19 protein-coding genes are annotated in these 17,682 nt (G+C 41.1%); 7 read left to right on the forward strand and 12 right to left on the reverse strand.

The features are described 5' to 3' along the window. Positions 1–49: 49 nt before the first annotated feature. The 4 genes from BLP52_RS06095 to BLP52_RS06105 all read right to left on the reverse strand — a co-directional run bounded on the left by BLP52_RS06095 (position 50) and on the right by BLP52_RS06105 (position 3,460). A complete protein-coding gene (locus BLP52_RS06095) occupies positions 50–745 on the reverse strand; it encodes an ABC transporter ATP-binding protein (RefSeq protein WP_238380751.1) in 696 nt (231 codons plus the stop codon). A gap of 173 nt (positions 746–918) precedes the next feature. Next, positions 919–1,095 (reverse strand): hypothetical protein, encoded by a 177-nt coding sequence (locus BLP52_RS14325; protein ID WP_154717799.1) that lies wholly within the window; start codon positions 1,093–1,095, stop codon positions 919–921. 450 nt (positions 1,096–1,545) lie between these two features. Continuing rightward, positions 1,546–2,562, reverse strand: coding sequence for a helix-turn-helix transcriptional regulator (locus BLP52_RS06100; protein ID WP_091709578.1), 1,017 nt, complete (start codon positions 2,560–2,562; stop codon positions 1,546–1,548). Then, positions 2,549–3,460 (reverse strand): hypothetical protein, encoded by a 912-nt coding sequence (locus tag BLP52_RS06105; RefSeq protein WP_091709579.1) that lies wholly within the window; start codon positions 3,458–3,460, stop codon positions 2,549–2,551. Before BLP52_RS06105 ends, BLP52_RS06100 begins: the two co-directional genes overlap by 14 nt. 131 nt (positions 3,461–3,591) lie before the next feature. On the opposite strand from BLP52_RS06105, the gene BLP52_RS14330 reads away from it, so the two are divergent. Beyond that, on the forward strand, positions 3,592–3,768 hold the full coding sequence (locus BLP52_RS14330) for a hypothetical protein (RefSeq protein WP_154717801.1): 177 nt from the start codon (positions 3,592–3,594) through the stop codon (positions 3,766–3,768). 73 nt (positions 3,769–3,841) lie between these two features. On the opposite strand, the gene BLP52_RS14335 is transcribed toward BLP52_RS14330, so the two are convergent. The 3 genes from BLP52_RS14335 to BLP52_RS06115 form a co-directional block, all read right to left on the reverse strand. After that, positions 3,842–3,982: a hypothetical protein gene (locus BLP52_RS14335; protein ID WP_154717802.1), complete on the reverse strand. Its 141-nt coding sequence runs from the start codon at positions 3,980–3,982 to the stop codon at positions 3,842–3,844. Between the two features lie 511 nt (positions 3,983–4,493). After that, positions 4,494–4,826, reverse strand: coding sequence for a hypothetical protein (locus BLP52_RS06110; RefSeq protein WP_091709580.1), 333 nt, complete (start codon positions 4,824–4,826; stop codon positions 4,494–4,496). 34 nt (positions 4,827–4,860) lie between these two features. Then, the gene (locus BLP52_RS06115) at positions 4,861–5,763 is read right to left on the reverse strand and encodes a hypothetical protein (protein WP_091709581.1); all 903 of its coding nucleotides are present in this window, start codon (positions 5,761–5,763) and stop codon (positions 4,861–4,863) included. A 767-nt stretch (positions 5,764–6,530) separates the two neighbouring features. On the opposite strand from BLP52_RS06115, the gene BLP52_RS06120 reads away from it, so the two are divergent. The 4 genes from BLP52_RS06120 to BLP52_RS06135 all read left to right on the forward strand — a co-directional run bounded on the left by BLP52_RS06120 (position 6,531) and on the right by BLP52_RS06135 (position 9,030). Continuing rightward, on the forward strand, positions 6,531–7,337 hold the full coding sequence (locus BLP52_RS06120; RefSeq protein WP_091709582.1) for a hypothetical protein: 807 nt from the start codon (positions 6,531–6,533) through the stop codon (positions 7,335–7,337). 118 nt (positions 7,338–7,455) lie between these two features. Next, the gene (locus tag BLP52_RS06125; protein ID WP_091709583.1) at positions 7,456–7,848 is read left to right on the forward strand and encodes a hypothetical protein; all 393 of its coding nucleotides are present in this window, start codon (positions 7,456–7,458) and stop codon (positions 7,846–7,848) included. Next, the gene (locus tag BLP52_RS06130) at positions 7,826–8,029 is read left to right on the forward strand and encodes a hypothetical protein (protein ID WP_091709584.1); all 204 of its coding nucleotides are present in this window, start codon (positions 7,826–7,828) and stop codon (positions 8,027–8,029) included. Before BLP52_RS06125 ends, BLP52_RS06130 begins: the two co-directional genes overlap by 23 nt. Positions 8,030–8,310: 281 nt before the next feature. Continuing rightward, complete coding sequence (locus BLP52_RS06135) at positions 8,311–9,030, forward strand: NAD(P)-binding domain-containing protein (protein WP_091709585.1); 720 nt, start codon at positions 8,311–8,313, stop codon at positions 9,028–9,030. Between the two features lie 90 nt (positions 9,031–9,120). Here BLP52_RS06135 and BLP52_RS06140 read toward each other — a convergent pair whose 3' ends face one another. Then, on the reverse strand, positions 9,121–10,713 hold the full coding sequence (locus BLP52_RS06140) for an FMN-binding glutamate synthase family protein (RefSeq protein ID WP_091709586.1): 1,593 nt from the start codon (positions 10,711–10,713) through the stop codon (positions 9,121–9,123). A gap of 463 nt (positions 10,714–11,176) precedes the next feature. Here BLP52_RS06140 and glnA point away from each other — a divergent pair, with 463 nt between their 5' ends. Further along, complete coding sequence (gene glnA / locus BLP52_RS06145) at positions 11,177–12,505, forward strand: type I glutamate--ammonia ligase (RefSeq protein ID WP_091709587.1); 1,329 nt, start codon at positions 11,177–11,179, stop codon at positions 12,503–12,505. Positions 12,506–12,507: 2 nt separating this feature from the next. Continuing rightward, positions 12,508–13,014: a GNAT family N-acetyltransferase gene (locus tag BLP52_RS06150; protein WP_091709588.1), complete on the forward strand. Its 507-nt coding sequence runs from the start codon at positions 12,508–12,510 to the stop codon at positions 13,012–13,014. Between the two features lie 209 nt (positions 13,015–13,223). Here BLP52_RS06150 and BLP52_RS06155 read toward each other — a convergent pair whose 3' ends face one another. The 4 genes from BLP52_RS06155 to BLP52_RS06170 are packed head-to-tail and all read right to left on the reverse strand — an operon-like array spanning position 13,224 to position 17,555. Then, positions 13,224–14,246 (reverse strand): Coenzyme F420 hydrogenase/dehydrogenase, beta subunit C-terminal domain, encoded by a 1,023-nt coding sequence (locus BLP52_RS06155; protein ID WP_091709688.1) that lies wholly within the window; start codon positions 14,244–14,246, stop codon positions 13,224–13,226. Positions 14,247–14,251: 5 nt separating this feature from the next. Continuing rightward, on the reverse strand, positions 14,252–14,995 hold the full coding sequence (locus BLP52_RS06160) for a GltB/FmdC/FwdC-like GXGXG domain-containing protein (RefSeq protein ID WP_091709589.1): 744 nt from the start codon (positions 14,993–14,995) through the stop codon (positions 14,252–14,254). A 2-nt stretch (positions 14,996–14,997) separates the two neighbouring features. Further along, a complete protein-coding gene (locus BLP52_RS06165; protein ID WP_091709590.1) occupies positions 14,998–16,506 on the reverse strand; it encodes a glutamate synthase-related protein in 1,509 nt (502 codons plus the stop codon). After that, entirely contained in the window at positions 16,503–17,555 is a 1,053-nt protein-coding gene (locus BLP52_RS06170) for a class II glutamine amidotransferase (RefSeq protein WP_091709591.1), read from the reverse strand. Before BLP52_RS06170 ends, BLP52_RS06165 begins: the two co-directional genes overlap by 4 nt. Between the last annotated feature and the right edge of the window lie 127 nt (positions 17,556–17,682).

The raw sequence follows: 17,682 nt of genomic DNA on the forward strand, positions 1-17,682 counted from the left end.
GAAAATATTAATAATAATAATAATAATAACAGAATTTTTCTCATCTTTATCACATTGCTTCATTATTTTTTTTCAATATCTCTATTTTATCGACCATTCCGTCTTTTATATGAACTACACGATCGGCATATTTCGTAAGATCAGGATCGTGGGTGATCATTATGATAGTTTTACCTTCTTTCTGATGGAGACCACTTAAGAATTCAAGAATATAGTCACCTGTTGTGCTATCCAGGTTACCTGTTGGCTCATCTGCAAGTATTACCCTTGGATCAACTGCCAGGGATCTTGCAATTGCAACTCTCTGTCTTTGACCACCAGACAACTGTGAAGGAAGATTGTATTTTTTATCAGAAAGACCCACTACATCAAGCAATTCCAGTGCTCTCTTCCAGCAAGAATCAGCATCTTCTTCCTGGAACTCAAGTGGAAGCATCACATTTTCGATAGTATTTAATGTAGGAATAAGGTTGAATGTCTGGAAAATAAATCCAATTAATTGACCTCTGATCTGGGCAAGTTCAGATTCCTTCATCTTGGAAATGTCCTTGTTGTTGAGCTCAACAACGCCCTTGCTTGGAAGATCAAGGCAACCCAGCAGGTTCATCATTGTACTCTTACCGCTTCCACTTGGACCAAGTATGACTACAAATTCACCATGCAGGATCTCCAGATCAATGCCTTTTAATGCGGCAAACTCGACCTCTCCCATTTTGTAGATCTTCCACACGTCTGTCAAGCGCATGAGAATATCAGGAGTGCCATTTGTGCCATTTTGCGGCTGAATTTCTTGTTCAGTATTATTGAGATTCTCGTCCATGATATACCTCAAATTATTCCCATTTTACAATATTATATAAACAGATGAATATAAATATTTATAACTATGTATACTAAAATTACACTGAAAGTGAAAACTCATTTGTCATCCACATATCCTGCCGGGGATATTCTGATCAAACGGATCATCTGTTCTGAATTCAGTTTTCTGCACAGAGAAATTACTGCATTTTCATGTCCGTTTGCTCCTTTCTGTTCGGCAGGGCCACCAGCAACTTTCTCTTCAAACATAACATGCATATTATTAGTGTTCATAATTCATGCCTCTGTATCGGATAAGAGACACCTGGCGGATAGGTAACAGGTGTCCCTTAAACGAGTGGGGGGTTGTTGGTTGTTGGTACATCAGTGGCACCAGGCTGGATGTGGTTGGGGGTTGGTGCCACCTTAGCTTTGGTGGTTTACCTACCAGCTCACTGCTGGCAAGCAATCTCCAAATTGGCAGTTTTAAATAAAAGCATACTTATTTGAAAAAGACTCACAAATTCCGATGATCAATCAATGAAGCTTTATAATGAAATAAATAATAGATGAATGGTTTATAAGACAGCTAATAACTTATCAAACGTATATTAGAATATTAATTACTATTTTAGACACTAAAATTCATTATTACACATGAGCCATAGTTTTAGAAGTGAGTAAAAATAAATAGATATCGAAGAGATAATCAGGGATGAACATTACCTCTGAAAAAAAGAAACATTACTTCTCAGGTTCTACAAGGAAAAGGACATTTCCACGTCCTTTCTTGAATTTCTGGATCTTGCCCCTCTTCTCAAGATCAAGAAGCATAAGGCTTACTTTTCCTTCTGAATACTTAAGACGTTTACGCATATCTTTCTGTGTCATTCTGCCACCCTGGGATTTCAGGATGTCCAGTATTTCCTGAAGGTCAGCAGGGACCGGTTCATCTGAAACTACAGGTTCATTAGCTGAAACGGTTACAGTTTCAGGCTCATCAACAACTGGTTCTGGCGTAATGATAGTAGATACTTCTTCTACCGGTTCCTCGATCTCTTGATCGGATTCTGCCATTTCAACCGTTTCCTGTACTACATCAACCGGACTTGCGGTCTCTACCACAGTGATTGCTGCTTTATCCTCTTGCTGAACAGGTTTTTCTTCAACCTTTGCAGAAACTTCCGAAATAGCGTGAGGTACTCCTTCCTTCTTTACAGCAGCATGCCTTGGAGCCTGAGGCTTTTGTTTTATCTGGAATATAAGAAGGACAAGAACAACAATAACCAGCAGAATGGAACCATAAAGAAGAGAATTACTGTTAGTACCTGATGAACTTACCGTAGCAGAACCTGCTGAAATGCTATCATTGGAACTGGAATAGGACGGAACCAGTAACAGATCAAGAACATAACTTCCTTCTTCTGAAACTGTTATTACATCCTTTGCATAATAAGTGAGCTGATCATTCTCATAATAACTTGCAGTGATCATGTATGTACCATTTGCCAGTTCAAAAGAATAGACACCGTATTGAGCCACCATGGACTGTGCCGGTGTTGAGTTAACCTCAATGATAGCATTATCAAGAGGCTCAAATGTGCTCCATTCATAGGCTACGCCATGTACCGTTGCAATATTGGATGCTGATCCGATACCCGTCAGCGCCAGGATAATTGCAATACAGCAAATATAATATACTGATCTCATGTTACGCAACCTGTCATTATTTGAACGTTCTCCAATATCAATCTCTCTCAAATATTGGAATCATCCATACATTTTCTTTTCCTTTAGATATATCATTATCAAGATGATAAGTACCATTCCCTACAAGTTCAGCTTCACCATTACCGTTTGCTTCCAGATCGATCCTATCTGCCATTATAGCAACCGTATATGACGAACCGGACATAGAAACATTACCTGTCACATCAATATATGAGATCATTGCATGAGGCATTATCAGATCATGTGATCCATCTTTATCAGGAGCATACTCCTGTTTATAATCAGCATCTGTATCAATAACAAGATCACCACTAAAATCAACTACTGAGAATTTGCCATCTGACAGGAAAAAGCTCAGGTCAATGTCACCTGACAGAATGGCAACTCCACTTCCTTCAGCACTTAACGTGGTGTTTGTGATCTCAACAGGACCGGTCATATATTCCTTGATCTCATCCAGTATTGGTTTAAGCTGTGAATTTGCTTTTATGATGCTTTCCCTGGACTTATCCAGATAAGCCTCTTTTTCGGATTCGGAAGAAGTGGTCTGTGCCATTTCAAGATAAGATCTGGATTCAGATACAAGGTCAGAATAATCGATTATCATACTTTTAAGATCTGAAACATTTTTGCCTTCATTCTCCAGTTCATTGCTTGCAGTATCAAGTCTTTGAACCATTGACTCGGATTTTTCGATATTATCTTCAAGGAAAGTTTCCTCATCGACCATCGAAGAGAAAGAAACCATATGTGTTACCATGAAAACTTCTGATGGAGATGAAGCCATGCCTAAAGGGGGTATGGAACGATCTCTGTGAACATCCGGTCCTTCATCAGAATGTGAAAACACATCATCAGAATCAGCCAAACCTGAAATAACAACCATTAACATAAGAATAATCAATACTATGAGAGGCATTTTTTTCATTGATCATCACATTCTCAGAAACGATTAACTATTAATAGGTATCTCCGATCTTACAAAGATAACAGATATCATCTGCCTTAAACATTTTCTCGGTTTTAATTGAATGTATTTATATAAATAGTTGTGCGGCAATGTCTGAAGAAACGGATTTAAAGGAACAACTAAAACAAACCGGAAAAATACTAAAAATATGGCTTTGGCCGATAAAGCAGAAAACGGCCTGTATACCATACAAAATCAAACAAGCAAAGATTAAGCAAGCAAAGCAAAGAAGAAATAGATCACCACATGAAATCCTTCTTTACTGAGATGTTTTTATGGTGACATCTGGAAGTACCGATATCCTTTAAGGCAGAATCACATGAGGATGACTCTGAACATTCATTTAGCCTTTCGGAATTTAGCCTTCTTCATAAGACCGGATGCAACATACACTTGATCGGGATAAATGGCCTGTGCACGGGTTGCCTCCTGAAGCCTTGAGTCGATGAATTGCTTAAAGGTATCTTTCATATCAGACAAAATATTCACCATTTTACACCTTATCGTTTAAGAGATACCCCGGATAGGGTGGGCACCTCTTAAGCGAGGAGGGGTTGTTGGTACAGTGGTGGCACCTTAGGCTGGATGTGGTTGGGGGTTAGGTGCCACCGAAGTGGGGTGGTACCCTCCAACATATTAGTTGTCGGGCAAGTTATCAATTGGTAATTTTAAATAAAAGCATACTTACAAGAAAAAGCATTTTTTGATAAATTACATTTTTTAAGCTTTATAGCGACTCAAAATCATAAAATAGAACATAATAGTACATTTAATACTTATTAAACCACTCAGAAACTTTTAATCAATAACTATTCCCTATTAACATTGATACTTTAAAGTCAATTCCAAAAAAATAATTTATGGGATGCTTTGATATTTAAATAAACATAAGAGAAATAAGGAAGAAAATAAGGCAAAGATCTGTGTTGAGCATCGAGATTTAAGGATCAGACTTCCATTACGGTAAGGAACAGAATATTTCCGCGGCCTTTTATGAAGGAACCAGAAGGAGATCTACGACATAATTTCCTTCATCCATGATAGTTATAACTTCCTCATCATAACACGTGAGATCCCCATTTACATAATAACTTGAAGCTATGCGATAATTCCCTTCAGGAAGCTCAAAAGAATACATTCCATATTTTGCAACCATTGATTGCCTGGGAGTGGAATTCACCTCAATTATAACATTATCAAGTGGAGCAAGAGTACTCCAGTCATAAACCACACCATGAACAGTCGCACTGTCCTCTGCAGCAACTACTGTGGATAAAAGAAGAAGGAGGATGGTGATGCAACCTGCACAGGATGTAATTTTCATGTTACACTACCATCGAAATGGTTTTTATCTTATGTCATAAGGTTTCAAATATAGGTGCTAACCAGACTCCTTCCCTGACTGAACCGGAGTTATCCAGATAATAAGTTCCATTGCCATAGAGCTGGACTTCTCCAAAGCCAGTTGCATGGAGAGTTGTATTATCACCCATGACAGCAATTGTCATCCCTGAACCTGACATTCTCACATTACCCTGAACGTCCAGGTATGAGACCATATGATGTGGATTCACACTCCCGGAAGTGGACACCGCAGATTCAGCTACTACATTGGAACTTAATAATTCATCAGAATTTATAGACATGTCTCCCTCAAAGTCCACTACAGAGAATTTTCCTGAAGACATACTGAGATTGACATCCAGATCTCCAGAGAGAATTATTACTCCACTTCCCTTTGCATCAAGACTGTCATTCCCGGTTATCTCTACAGGTCCTGGCATATAGTTATGCATGGCCACGAATATCCTTTTCAGTAAGACATCTGAATGGACCATCTTGTCTTTGGACAATGAAACATATTTCTGCTCATCTGAAATTGAATCTGCACTGTTTGCCTTTTCAAGATATGAACCCGCATCTGAAACAAGTGATGAATAATCCCTGACCATTTGTTTAAGGTCGCTTACATCGTTTCCTTCACTGGCCAGACGATCAATGGAATCTTCAAGACGAACTATCATCTCATCGGATTTCTGTATGTTATCTGTCAGAAAGTCCTTTTCATCCTGTGGCTTTACATTTTCTTCTGAAACAGATGAGGGAACCTCACCATATAGTTCTTTATTGATATATTCCGGCTGACTGGAAGACATTTTAGAATGGTCTCCGTCAACAGGATACCTGCCATTATCTGACAGACCTGATATTAATACCATCAATATGAGAATTCCCAGTGTTATAAGTGGTAACTTCTTCATGGAATCACCTCCTGATTATTCTCTTTTTATGGCATTCTGTATAGCAAATTAACATATTATAATGCACCTTCACGTTTTTTCATGTATACTCTGGATTGGGAGGTTTAAATATAAACATACTTAAGCGGAAAGAGATTTTTAGAAAAATAATAAGAGATAAAAAGAGAGCTTAAGCTTTATGAAGCTTTTTTGAAAATAAAAAATGATTTTGAAACTATATTAAGAGATAAAAGTTATAAATAACTACTAATATACATCTATTTTGGATTCAAACTCATTTTAACTATGTTTTAAAATTGCGTAATACAATGATTTTTGATGACATGTTAGAAAAAATCCTACTTTGGAATTATGGAAGAAATGACTTCAACTTGACCCTGACACAACACAGATAAACCCTACATTTAAAAAAATCATTGCAGCGCATCCTATTCATTGAGAGATATCACATATGCCTAACGGGAAAATCGGCTAAATACGAAACCTCTGTTCTTTTGGAGTGGAATTCTATCAAATAGAAACTTCCTGTTAAACACCGGACATACCTTCAATAGAAGAAATCAACCATACTCATTAATTTTAAGTGTTCAAAGGTTCCTTTTGACAATAAACCTTTATAGAAGTTTTATTTTTTGATTTAAAGCTCATATTGAACTTCTTTTACGAAAGTATGCTTATATTTAAGCCTGTAGATCAGGAAAATGTCAGAAGCACGCCAATAATTGAGGCAATCATCTGACTGAACAGAGAAAAAGGAGATAGAAATTATGAAACACAGAATACTGAAATTACTGGCCTGTATTTCATTGGCATCAATGGTGTTAAGTGTTGTGACACCAGGCGCCTTTGCTGATGAAACAGGAACAGCAAACGATACCAAGGAGTTCGATGATCATAGGATGATGAATGCTCCAGACGGGAACTTCAGCATCAATAATTCAATCATGGAAGCACCTGTGTTTGACAGTGAGGAAGAAGAGATGAACTTCCTTGTAGAAAGAACAAATGAATCAATCAGCAGGAAGATAGAAATGCTTCAGGAAATGCTCTATAACATCGATGAAATTGATGATGAGAACATAACAGCAGATTCTATTCAAGAGCAGATTACAGAACTGCAGGGATTGCTTGCAGACGTTGAGAGTGCAACAACACTGGACGAACTCAAGGGGATTCTGGAAACATCCAGAGAATCTATGATGATGGAGAATCCGGTAAAGGGTGAAAGACCGGAAATGGAAAAGATAGTATTCGATTCCGATGAGGAAGAAATGGCTTTCCTTGTAGAGAGAGAAACAGAACACATCACCAAAAGAATAGAAATGCTCAACGAGAAGATGGATAATATCGACGAGATGAACGACGAAAACGTCACAGAGGAATTTATCAACGAAGAGATTACCGGGCTTGAAGATCTGCTTTCAGAGATCCAGGGTGCAACAACTCTTGATGAGCTCAAGACAATCCTGGAAGGGTATAGAGCAAACAACCCTCAACCACACGGACATGGAAGAGAACATGGACCAATGGGCCCAGCTCCTGAAATTGAAGAAGAGATAACCCAGGAAGAGTGAGATCAAAAGGAATGGTCTGTAAAATGATCACTACCGCTATGAGATAGGATTATTCCTATCTCATAAATCCAAATTAAAGGAGTTTTAACATGAGAAGAAAGTTAACTTTGCTTTACTAATGATAGTGTTCAGCACCGCAATACCGGGAGTTTATGCACTGGAAGACAACGGTAGCATGGAAATGCCACAAATGGATGCTGCACAGATGAAAGAAATGACACTTGGAATGATAGAGAACAATATAGATGCACTTACCACCCTCCAGTCTGAAACAGAAGATGAAGATACACTACAATCAATAGAAAGCCTTCTTGAACAGATGGAATCACAAAAAACAGAACTAGAAGGCACAGACGATAAAGATACTGTTGAGGACATAATGGGAGAGCTCAGAACATTAATGGAAGAAGCACCAGAACAAGTACGTGAGTCACTTATGCAGAATGGCCCCGGAGGAGACCGAGGACTGGATGGAGAAGGCATGATGAATGGCAATGGTGCAGGCACCTGAAGGAGCAACAGGCAGTGGATTCCCGGGAAATGGAAGTATGGGTGATGGAGCTCAGATGGGAAGACCGGACGAAAGAACAACTGACAGCGATTCCAGCAGTTCAGAAGCTATCACAAATTCTATTGAAGAGAGTACAGGATTTCTCAGCGGTCTTATCAACATGATCAAGGGACTCTTGTAAAGATGCTGTTCACCATTGAAGAGGTTTACCTGGGGAGGAAGTAAATCTGATCCTGGCTTCAGGTAATTTTTGCTTAATAATCTGGTTTTAACTATAAATTGATTCTTTTATTGTGCTTAAAAATAGTACTGGGTAAATACTCAAGAGAACAATAATAGCTAGGAGTTACTATAAATACCATGACACAGATTAACACAGTCAATTAGTTTCTACCGATAATTACCAAAAACATTAACATACAATAGATTATGCTAATATTCCTATAAAGCAGGAGAAATGTCATGAAAATTGCAATACTTGGAGGCACAGGTAATATAGGCAAGGGTTTTGCACTTCGATGGGGTCAGAAACATGAGATTATAATCGGTTCCAGAGAACAGGACAAAGCCAAAGCGGTTGCATCAGAATACAATGAAATACTTGAAAAGTTTGGTCATAATAAAAATATAACAGGTACTGATAACAAAACAGCCGCCGAAAAAGCAGAGATAATTGTTGTTGCCATCAGGTATAATCAGCTTGCTCCTGTAATGAATCTTATAAAACCTGTCATAGAGAACAAGATGGTCATCAGTGTCGTTGTTCCCATGGAAAGGAACATGTGTTACATCAGTCCAGGAAGCAACTACCCAAGAACCCCAATAGAGAGCAAGGATTTCAATACTGAATATTTCTGTTTCTCAATGCCTGAACTTGGAAGTGCCGCTCAGGAGATATTTACCATGATACCTGAAAGCACCGAACTTGTTGCAGCATTCCATACGGTGCCTGCAAGAAAACTGGCAAACCTTGAGATGGAACTTGATTATGACATCGGTGTCTGCGGAAACTCCATGCATGCAAAGGAGATCGTTTTCGGTCTTGTAAAGGATATTTCCAACATGAGACCACTTGACATCGGGCCTCTTGAAACCGCAGGAATGATCGAGTCCCTTACACCTCTACTTATCAACGTAGCCGCAAGGAATGAAATGAAGGACGTTAGTCTTAAATTCGTCTGATTTTAGGTCCTTACTTATTTATTTTTGTTTTTTGGAAGAGTCCATAAAATCCTGATGGAAAAGAAAAAGTAAGCATTAAGCTTACTTTGTTTATCCGTCAAGGATCTCTTCTGCAATATCCCTGTACGCATCCATGACATATGCGATACCGGATACCTTTGCTGCTTCTTCAGTAAGCGCCATGAGGTCCTTACGCGAAAGCGTGGAAGTATTGAACCTTCTGGAACCTGCCATGAGTTGCTGGAGTCCGACCTTTGTTTTCTGGGCGTAGGAATAAATTCCAATGGCACCCAGTGGAATCTCATCTATCTCGCTTCCATAGCGCTCCTCGAGTTCCTCATAATGTACAAAGATCTCTTCCTTTCTGTGTCCGAATTCGGATACGGTTTTTGGAAGGTCTCCTTCCTCAAGCCACTTGCCGATATTCTTACCAACCATTCCGGGAATCATCAGACCACGACCCATACACACTGCCTTGAAGTATGGAGCACCCATTGCAAGAACCTTGTAGATGCCATCTTCAGTTGAGAATCCACCTGCCATTGCAAGGTCTGGAACTCTTTTGCCCTTGGAATTCAGCTTCTCTGCAAATTCGTATACAAGTGACTGTAAATAGAATGTTGGTGTTCCCCATTCTTCCATCATTGGCCATGGGCTCATTCCGGTTCCACCCGGTGCACCATCATAAGTTAGCAGGTCTATCTTTGCATCGGAACTGTATTTGAGTGCCATTGCAGTTTCTGCCATTGAATAAGCACCGGTCTTTAAGGTTATTCTCTTAAACCCAAGATCCCTTAGTCTGTCACACTCCGCATGGAACCCTTCTTCAGTTACAAAACCAAGCCTTGAGTGTCTCTCGAATTCCCTTATTGCGCCAACTTTGTAAGCTTCCTGTACTGATGCAAGTTCTGGATCTGGCGTTACAATGTAACCCCTTTTCTTGAGTTCAAGTGCACGCTCAAGTTCTTTGACCTTTATTTCTCCACCAATACATTTTGCACCCTGTCCCCACTTAAGTTCAATAGTGTCCATCTCATGTTTGCTGGAAAGATATTCTGCGACACCAAGATTTGTGTCTTCCACATTCATCTGGACGAGCATCTCACCGTAACCATCGTAGAACTTCCTGTAAAGTTCAATTCTGCGGTCCATCTCCGGAGATTCAGTGACAAGTCCATCACTGCCTCTTTTAAGTTCGGGGTCTATACCACAAACATTCTCACCACAGACAATGGTAACACCTGAAATTGCTGCACCAATTGCGAAGTGTTCCCAGTTCTTTCTTGCAATTTCTGTAGAACCCAGTGCTCCGGTAAATATCGGAACCTTCATCTTTACTTTTTTGTCCCATCCGTATTCTGTTTCAGTGCTTACATTCGGGAATCTTGCAGTTTCAGGCCCTGGCACCATATCTTCTGGCATGCCGATGGCTCCAACAGCATATCCCTGAATGTTCAGGTGGGAGTAGTCTATAGGATAGTCTTTGTCTGCACCGGCTGTAATCTCACCGAAAGGTCCGGGGTACAGAACTTCACGTCCCCTGAATGAAGATTTAAAAATTTCACAATTGCCACGACATCCATCTACACAACGTGTACAGAGTCCTGACATCGGTACCACGCTCTTTGACCTGTTAAAGGTCTGAGTAGCGTCATTTGAGTTTGGTCTCCTAAGGTTACCCATGCTTTAGTCACTTCCTCTATTTTTACAATACTATTTTTCAGGCCGGTCTTCCTACGTCCGACCTTTTCCTAACAACTAGGGAAAATAATAGTAGGATAACGGATGGCTTATACAATTATATATAGTTTTTTATTCAGGAGAATATATGCCAAATCAATACCACTATTCAGCAGCCTCTTACCGGGAAGAGATATATAGAGATGACTGTGTATTAAAGAATGAAAATAGTAATATACCATATATATTTTGCCCTAACCACGTCAATTACATATTTTGATAAATCAAAAACATAGATTACCTCTTAAAAAACTACCTTATATTTAATGCAAAATCACGAACAGTTAGATTTTTGGAACTGATAAAACAGAACTTTACAGCAAACTATAACTTCATGGACTTAGATAGGCGGAAATAATTTTGCATTGCATGTGCAAGATATAGAGGAAGAATAGCAGGCGATCAAATGATAATTTGCAATAAGGAAGATGTTATCAAAGCCATTGAGACGCATAACGTGAAATTCATACGTTTGCAGTTTACAGACATACAGGGAGTAGTCAAGGATGTTGAAATCCCTGTAACCCAGATAGAAAAAGCACTAACAAGTGGAATATACTTTGACGGGTCATCCATCGAGGGTTTTGTCAGGATAGACGAATCAGACATGACATTAAAACCAGATGTCAGAACTTTCGCAATACTACCATGGAGTAAAGACAAAGGCGGAGTTGCAAGGATAATCTGTGACATACAGATGCCTGATGGAAGAAATTTCGAAGCCGACCCTCGTTATGTTCTGAAAAAGGTCATGAAAGAAGCAGAGGAAATGGGATACACTTTCAATGTTGGTCCTGAACTGGAGTTTTTCCTTTTTGAAAAAGTAGAAGGTAAAGCAACAACAAACCCGCATGATTTCGGCAGGTACTTCGAATTTGCACCAACTGACCTTGCAGAAGATATCAGGAGAGATATTGTCCTAACCCTTACTGACCTGAATTTTGATATTGAGGCATCTCATCATGAAGTTGCTTTTGGTCAGCATGAGATTGACTTCAAGTACGGAGATGCGCTGACAACGGCTGATAATGTGATTACATTCAAATATGTTACAAGGACCATTGCAAAACTGTATGGTCTGCATGCAACGTTTATGCCAAAACCCATAGCTGTTGAAAATGGTTCAGGAATGCATGTTAACCTCTCGCTTTCAAAAAGTGATGAGAATGCATTTTATGATCCTAATGGGGAGATGGAGATAAGTGAAACTACCAAACAATTCATTGCAGGTGTTTTGAAACATATCAAAGCGATCTCATGTATCTCAAATCCCCTTGTGAACTCGTACAAGAGACTTATTCCCGGTTATGAGGCACCGGTTTACATCACATGGTCAGGTGCGAATCGCAGTTCACTTATACGCATACCTTCAGCAAGGGGAAAAAGCACCAGAGTGGAACTCAGAAGTCCTGACCCCTCATGCAACCCTTATCTTACATTTGCAGCCATTCTTGCCGCAGGTCTTGATGGAATAAAGAACCAGATGGACCCCGGGAAGATCATGGACTACAATGTTTTTGACCTGACAAAAGAAGAGCGTATGGAAAGAGGTATTGATACGCTGCCATCTACTATCAGTGAAAGCGCAGATTACCTCGAGAAAGATGAACTTCTTAAAAACACATTGGGTCCCCATGTCCATGACAATATTCTGAGACTTGCAAGAGCCGAATGGGATGCATACAGAACCCAGGTGCACGACTGGGAGATACAGCGCTATCTTAATACTATCTGAAAATGGTTGAAGGATTTTCCATCAGGTATGCCAGCAAAACTGACAAGCTACGGGTTACAAGCTTTCTTGAACTTGTGGATGAAGATTTCTATCCTCCACTTAGCCAGAGAGGAGGAGGCATACCTGAAAGGATCGAAAGATGCCTGGATACTGATGAAGCAAATTTTCTTGTCGCTGAACCAAACGCCAACAGAGGAAACTCCCTGTTAGAAGAGTTCATGGGGATGATCGGTTACACAAGAAACTGGAAAGGACATGGTACTGCCTATATCAATTTTCTTGCAACGCATCCGAATCATAGGAACTCAGGTATTAGTAAAGAACTATGTTTGAGACTGGAAGATGAACTTGCAGGATCAGGAATAAAAAGAATATATCTCTGTACTTGGTCCGGCAATCCTGCAGCAATGAGATTCTATGAGTCTCTGGGATATTGTTCTTATGCAATCGTCCTGAACGATAGAGGTAACAGCATAGACACGATTTATTACAAAAAGAATATTTCATAGCAAAATATGCAAAACAATAATATAGCATCAGAGTCTCGATAAGAGGGCTCTTCCTGAAATCCCTATCATTGCGGGAAGCTTGAGGATTAATCTGAAAAGTGAACCGCTTTGATTGAAAAAAGACAGGACACGAGTGCCTATTGCATGGTTAGGAAGAATAGAGGAAGTGGATAGGCACCGTGTCCATAAACATGATTTTTCGTTTTTGTTTACTCCTCTGGCATTCGTTCAAGCTTCTTTTTGGAGAGCTTTTCAACCAATTCCAGATTTACATCATTTTCAAGTGACAGTTTACCGTTGCTTACAGCGCTGTTTACGAACTGTTTGCCAACAGGATTGCGTATTATCAGGGTTGTGTAACCCTTGGCACTGCCAATGGAACCTGCAGATACGTCTGCATCTACAGCTGTGAGATCCGTACAGATGTGACATCCCGGACGGACACAATCCTCAACGTCTTTCAGTGAGATGATTGTCATGTTTCCGTCTTTGAGAGTAATCTCAAGTTTGCCCTTCACATCAAAATGTATGATGTCAAGAGGATCGATTTGATGTTCTGTAATGAGCTTGTCCTGTACAAGTTTCTCATAGTCGAATGTCTCTGTACAGAAGAGTCCTACCACAAGGCGGATGTTCTTTCTGAAAGGACGCAACAGGTCAAGATCGCTTGTACGCATCTGCTTCATTGCCTGAGTGACACATGGAACACCTACAACTGCAATGTTAGTATACTTACGCTTCATAACAGCTTCCTTAAGAGAAGCTACCAGAGGAACCCACCAGTTGTAGCGGCTTCCTGCCTGGTGCACGAGTACATCAGATGAAGTGATCACAGCTGATGATGGTTTAAGGGTCCATGGGTCTTCGACAACAGTGACAACCGCATCGATCATACCCTCATCAAGAGCATTGGTAAGGATTGCTGTTACTGCACCACCACTCTGTTTTCTTGGGACATTCATTTCTGCTTTTGCAGTTACGATGTCAAGGTACTCACCAAGAACCTCAGTTGATGGTTTCTCATTTCTTGGGCATACTTCATAGCATGCACCGCATGGGACTCCGTCATTTACATCCTTACAGTATCCGCTGTTAAGAGGATGAACGGAATTTGCTCCCATTTCAAAGTAAATAGCATCAGCCGGGCATACAGCTACACATGCACCACATGCTGCACATTTTCCTGTGTCCCAGATCTCTGCTTTAAGATCAAGATAATTTTTGCCTGCCATTATAATCACTCCCATGTGTATTTACCTGCAAATGGTCTGGCGCTTGCAGGAACTATTTTTGAATAGTTAGTGTCCAGGAAAGGTTTTGGATCAATATCGAACCTTTCACAGAATTCTTTGATCACAGGAGCTACATTTTCCAGGTCTTCTTCAGTAAAGTCAACCTTCTTTGCACCTACTCCGAGCAATTTCTCGTCCACATCACCACGGATGATGATCTCTCCTCCATGAATACCACTACCGATTCCACGATCCTGCACTGCAGGCTCATGACCAATACCGAGCACAAGGATGAGGCCTCCTGCCATGTATTCACCAAGGAATGCATGGGACGTACCGCCTATTACCAGAATAGGACGTTTGCACTCGTACTGCTTCATGTGTATGCCACCACGGTAGCCGATGTTTCCTTCTACGAAAACCTTACCGCCACGCATACTGTGTGCCACTGCGTCTCCGGCACTTCCATGGATGATGAGTGCTCCATTGTCCATTGTGTTGCCTGGTGCATGTTCTGCATCACCGAATATCTCACATTCAGGACCACTCATGAACATTCCAAGATCACCACCAGGAACACCGTTCACGATGATCTTTGCGTCACCTCTAAGACCATTGCCTATGAAACGCTGTCCAAGTACGTTGTTAAGAACTATTTCCTTGACACCGGAAGCAAGTGCCTCACGGATCTGTCTGTTAAGAGGGGTATAGTGCATACCCTTTGCATCTATCACTAAAGGTTCTGCCATCTTCAGGCCCCCACAGACTCTATTTTCAGTACGTCAAGTAATCCCTGGTCAAGCATGTATCCTCTAAGACGCTCACGATTACCACGCAGACTCTCAATACTGTTAAGACCTGCTGCACCCATGAGTTCACTCAGTTCAAGTGTCCATGCGTGGATAAGATTTGCAACATTTTCTGCGCCAACATCAGAGTCGATACGGTTGACGAGTTCAGGTTTCTGGGTTGCAATACCCCATGGACAGAGTCCACGATAGCAGTTACCACAAACACGGCATCCCAGTGCTATGAGTGAGGCAGTTCCAATGTAAACCGCATCTGCACCAAGTGCAATGGATTTTGCAAGGTCACCGCTGTTGCGTATACCACCACTGGCTATGATAGAAACCTCATTCCTGATTCCCTGATCGTTGAGCTTCTGGTCTACTGCAGCAATGGCTGCTTCGATAGGGATACCTACGTTGTCCCTGAATACCTTTGGTGCTGCACCTGTACCTCCTTTGAAACCATCAATTACAACGGCATCGGCAGATGATCTTGCGATACCTGCTGCAATTGCGGCCACGTTGTGTACTGCAGCGATCTTCACAAAGACCGGCTTTTCCCAGTTTGTAGCCTCTTTAAGACTGCGAACAAGCTGGGCAAGGTCTTCTATACTGTAAATATCATGATGAGGAGCTGGACTGATTGCGTCTGAACCCAGTGGGATCATACGTGTGCATGAAACATCTGCACAAACCTTTTCTCCAGGAAGGTGACCGCCAATACCTGGCTTTGCACCCTGTCCTACCTTGATCTCAATGGCTGCACCGCGCTCAAGATAGTCGATGTCAACACCGAAACGTCCCGATGCTATCTGGACGATTGTGTGGTCCTGATATGGATAGATCGCCTCGTGCATTCCTCCCTCACCGGTTCCCATGAAAGTTCCGGTCTTTGCTACTGCCTTTGCAAGACTGAGCTGTGCGTTAAGGCTGATTGCACCGTAACTCATGTGTCCTATCATGAGAGGAGTGTCGAGCTTGAGGTTTGGAGAAAGTTTAGTCTTAAGATCAATGTCGCCATTGTTCTTTGTAAATTCGAGTTTTGAAGGCTTCTTACCAATATATGTCCTCAGTTCCATTGGTTCCCTGAGAGGATCGATACTTGGGTTTGTGACCTGACATGCATCAAGTACCAGCCTGTCAAATATAATTGGATAATCAACTGCATTGCCCATTCCAGCCAGGATTATTTTCCCTGTACGTGCCTGGTTGATGACATCTTCACGTGCCTCTACTGTCCAAAGTGGATGACTGCGATAGTCAACCGGTCTTTCCTGCAAATTGATGGCATCCCTTGGACACATGGAGATACAGCGGTGGCATGCAGTACATTTGCGCGAGTCTATGAGGATCTTGTCATCCTCTACCCTGTAAACACCATAGGAACAGTTATCGACACAGCGCATACATTTCATACACTGGTCACGGTCGATGCTGATCTTGTACTTAAGTGGAACACTACCGAGACTCATTCTACAACCCTCCCGATTACAGGTTCTCCTGCCCTTGGCATATATATTGTCTCAACATCAGGATCCATTGTACGGATAGCTGCCTCTTCACTTGAAATATAAAGCTTTGAACCGTTCTCTCCTACAATAAGAGGACGCAACTTGATCCTGTCAGTGAAACCTACAATTCCATCCTTTGTTGCAACAACGATTGCAAATGGACCGTTCATCAGAGCAGGGCCGTATGTAAGACGAAGTGCCCTCATGAATTCTTCCTTTTTCTCAGGCATCTCATCGATCTCATCCCAGAAAGGAGGAGCAAGTGCTTCAACTACCATTTCAGATGGGAGACCGTGTTTTCTGCCGAGAAGATCAAAAAGATAAGCTACCACTTCTGTATCAGTTAACATCGTACACTGGTACCCGTGACCTTCAACGTATCTGCGGTTTGTACCATATGATGTAATCTCGCCATTGTGGACAACTGACCAGTCAAGCAGATTGAATGGGTGAGCTCCTCCCCACCAACCGGATGTGTTTGTTGGATAACGGTTGTGGGCGAGCCATATATAACCCTCATAATCTTCAATTCTGTAAAAGTTTGCTACATCCTCAGGCCATCCTGATGCCTTAAAAACTCCAAGGTTCTTACCGGATGAGAAAACAAGAGCACCTTCTACATCTGAATTAATTTTCATCACAAGATGTGTGACATTATCATCATCAGGGTTTGTGGTTCCCACCATAAGGTCAGCATAAGGTTTGAAGAAATATCTCCATGGTATGTGTTCTTTCTTAAGACCTGGCTGTTCATAGGTTGGGATCTCTTCCTGATGAACTATCCTTCCCCACTGTTTCAGTATTGCGTCAACCTTGGTCTTTGGTTCTAACAGATTATCAAAAAATACGTGGATGGCATAGCAGTCTGCATAATCAGGATAAATGCCATAAGCTACATATCCTGCGCCTTCTCCACTTCCTCTTTCATCCATCAGACTCAGAGCTCTTTTTATGTGAGAGCCGTCCATTCTGGACATTGTCCGATCGATTACGCCTATAATTCCGCACATGTTGATCACTATGAGTATTTAATCTTGGGGCTATGAGATAGTATTTACCTGATATGAATTTAACCATGCAAAAATCCGTCCAGGATAAAACCCCCGGTTTTCGTGAACAACTTCTATTCACGTTTTG

Source organism: Methanolobus vulcani (genome assembly GCF_900100715.1).
GTDB lineage: Archaea > Halobacteriota > Methanosarcinia > Methanosarcinales > Methanosarcinaceae > Methanolobus > Methanolobus vulcani.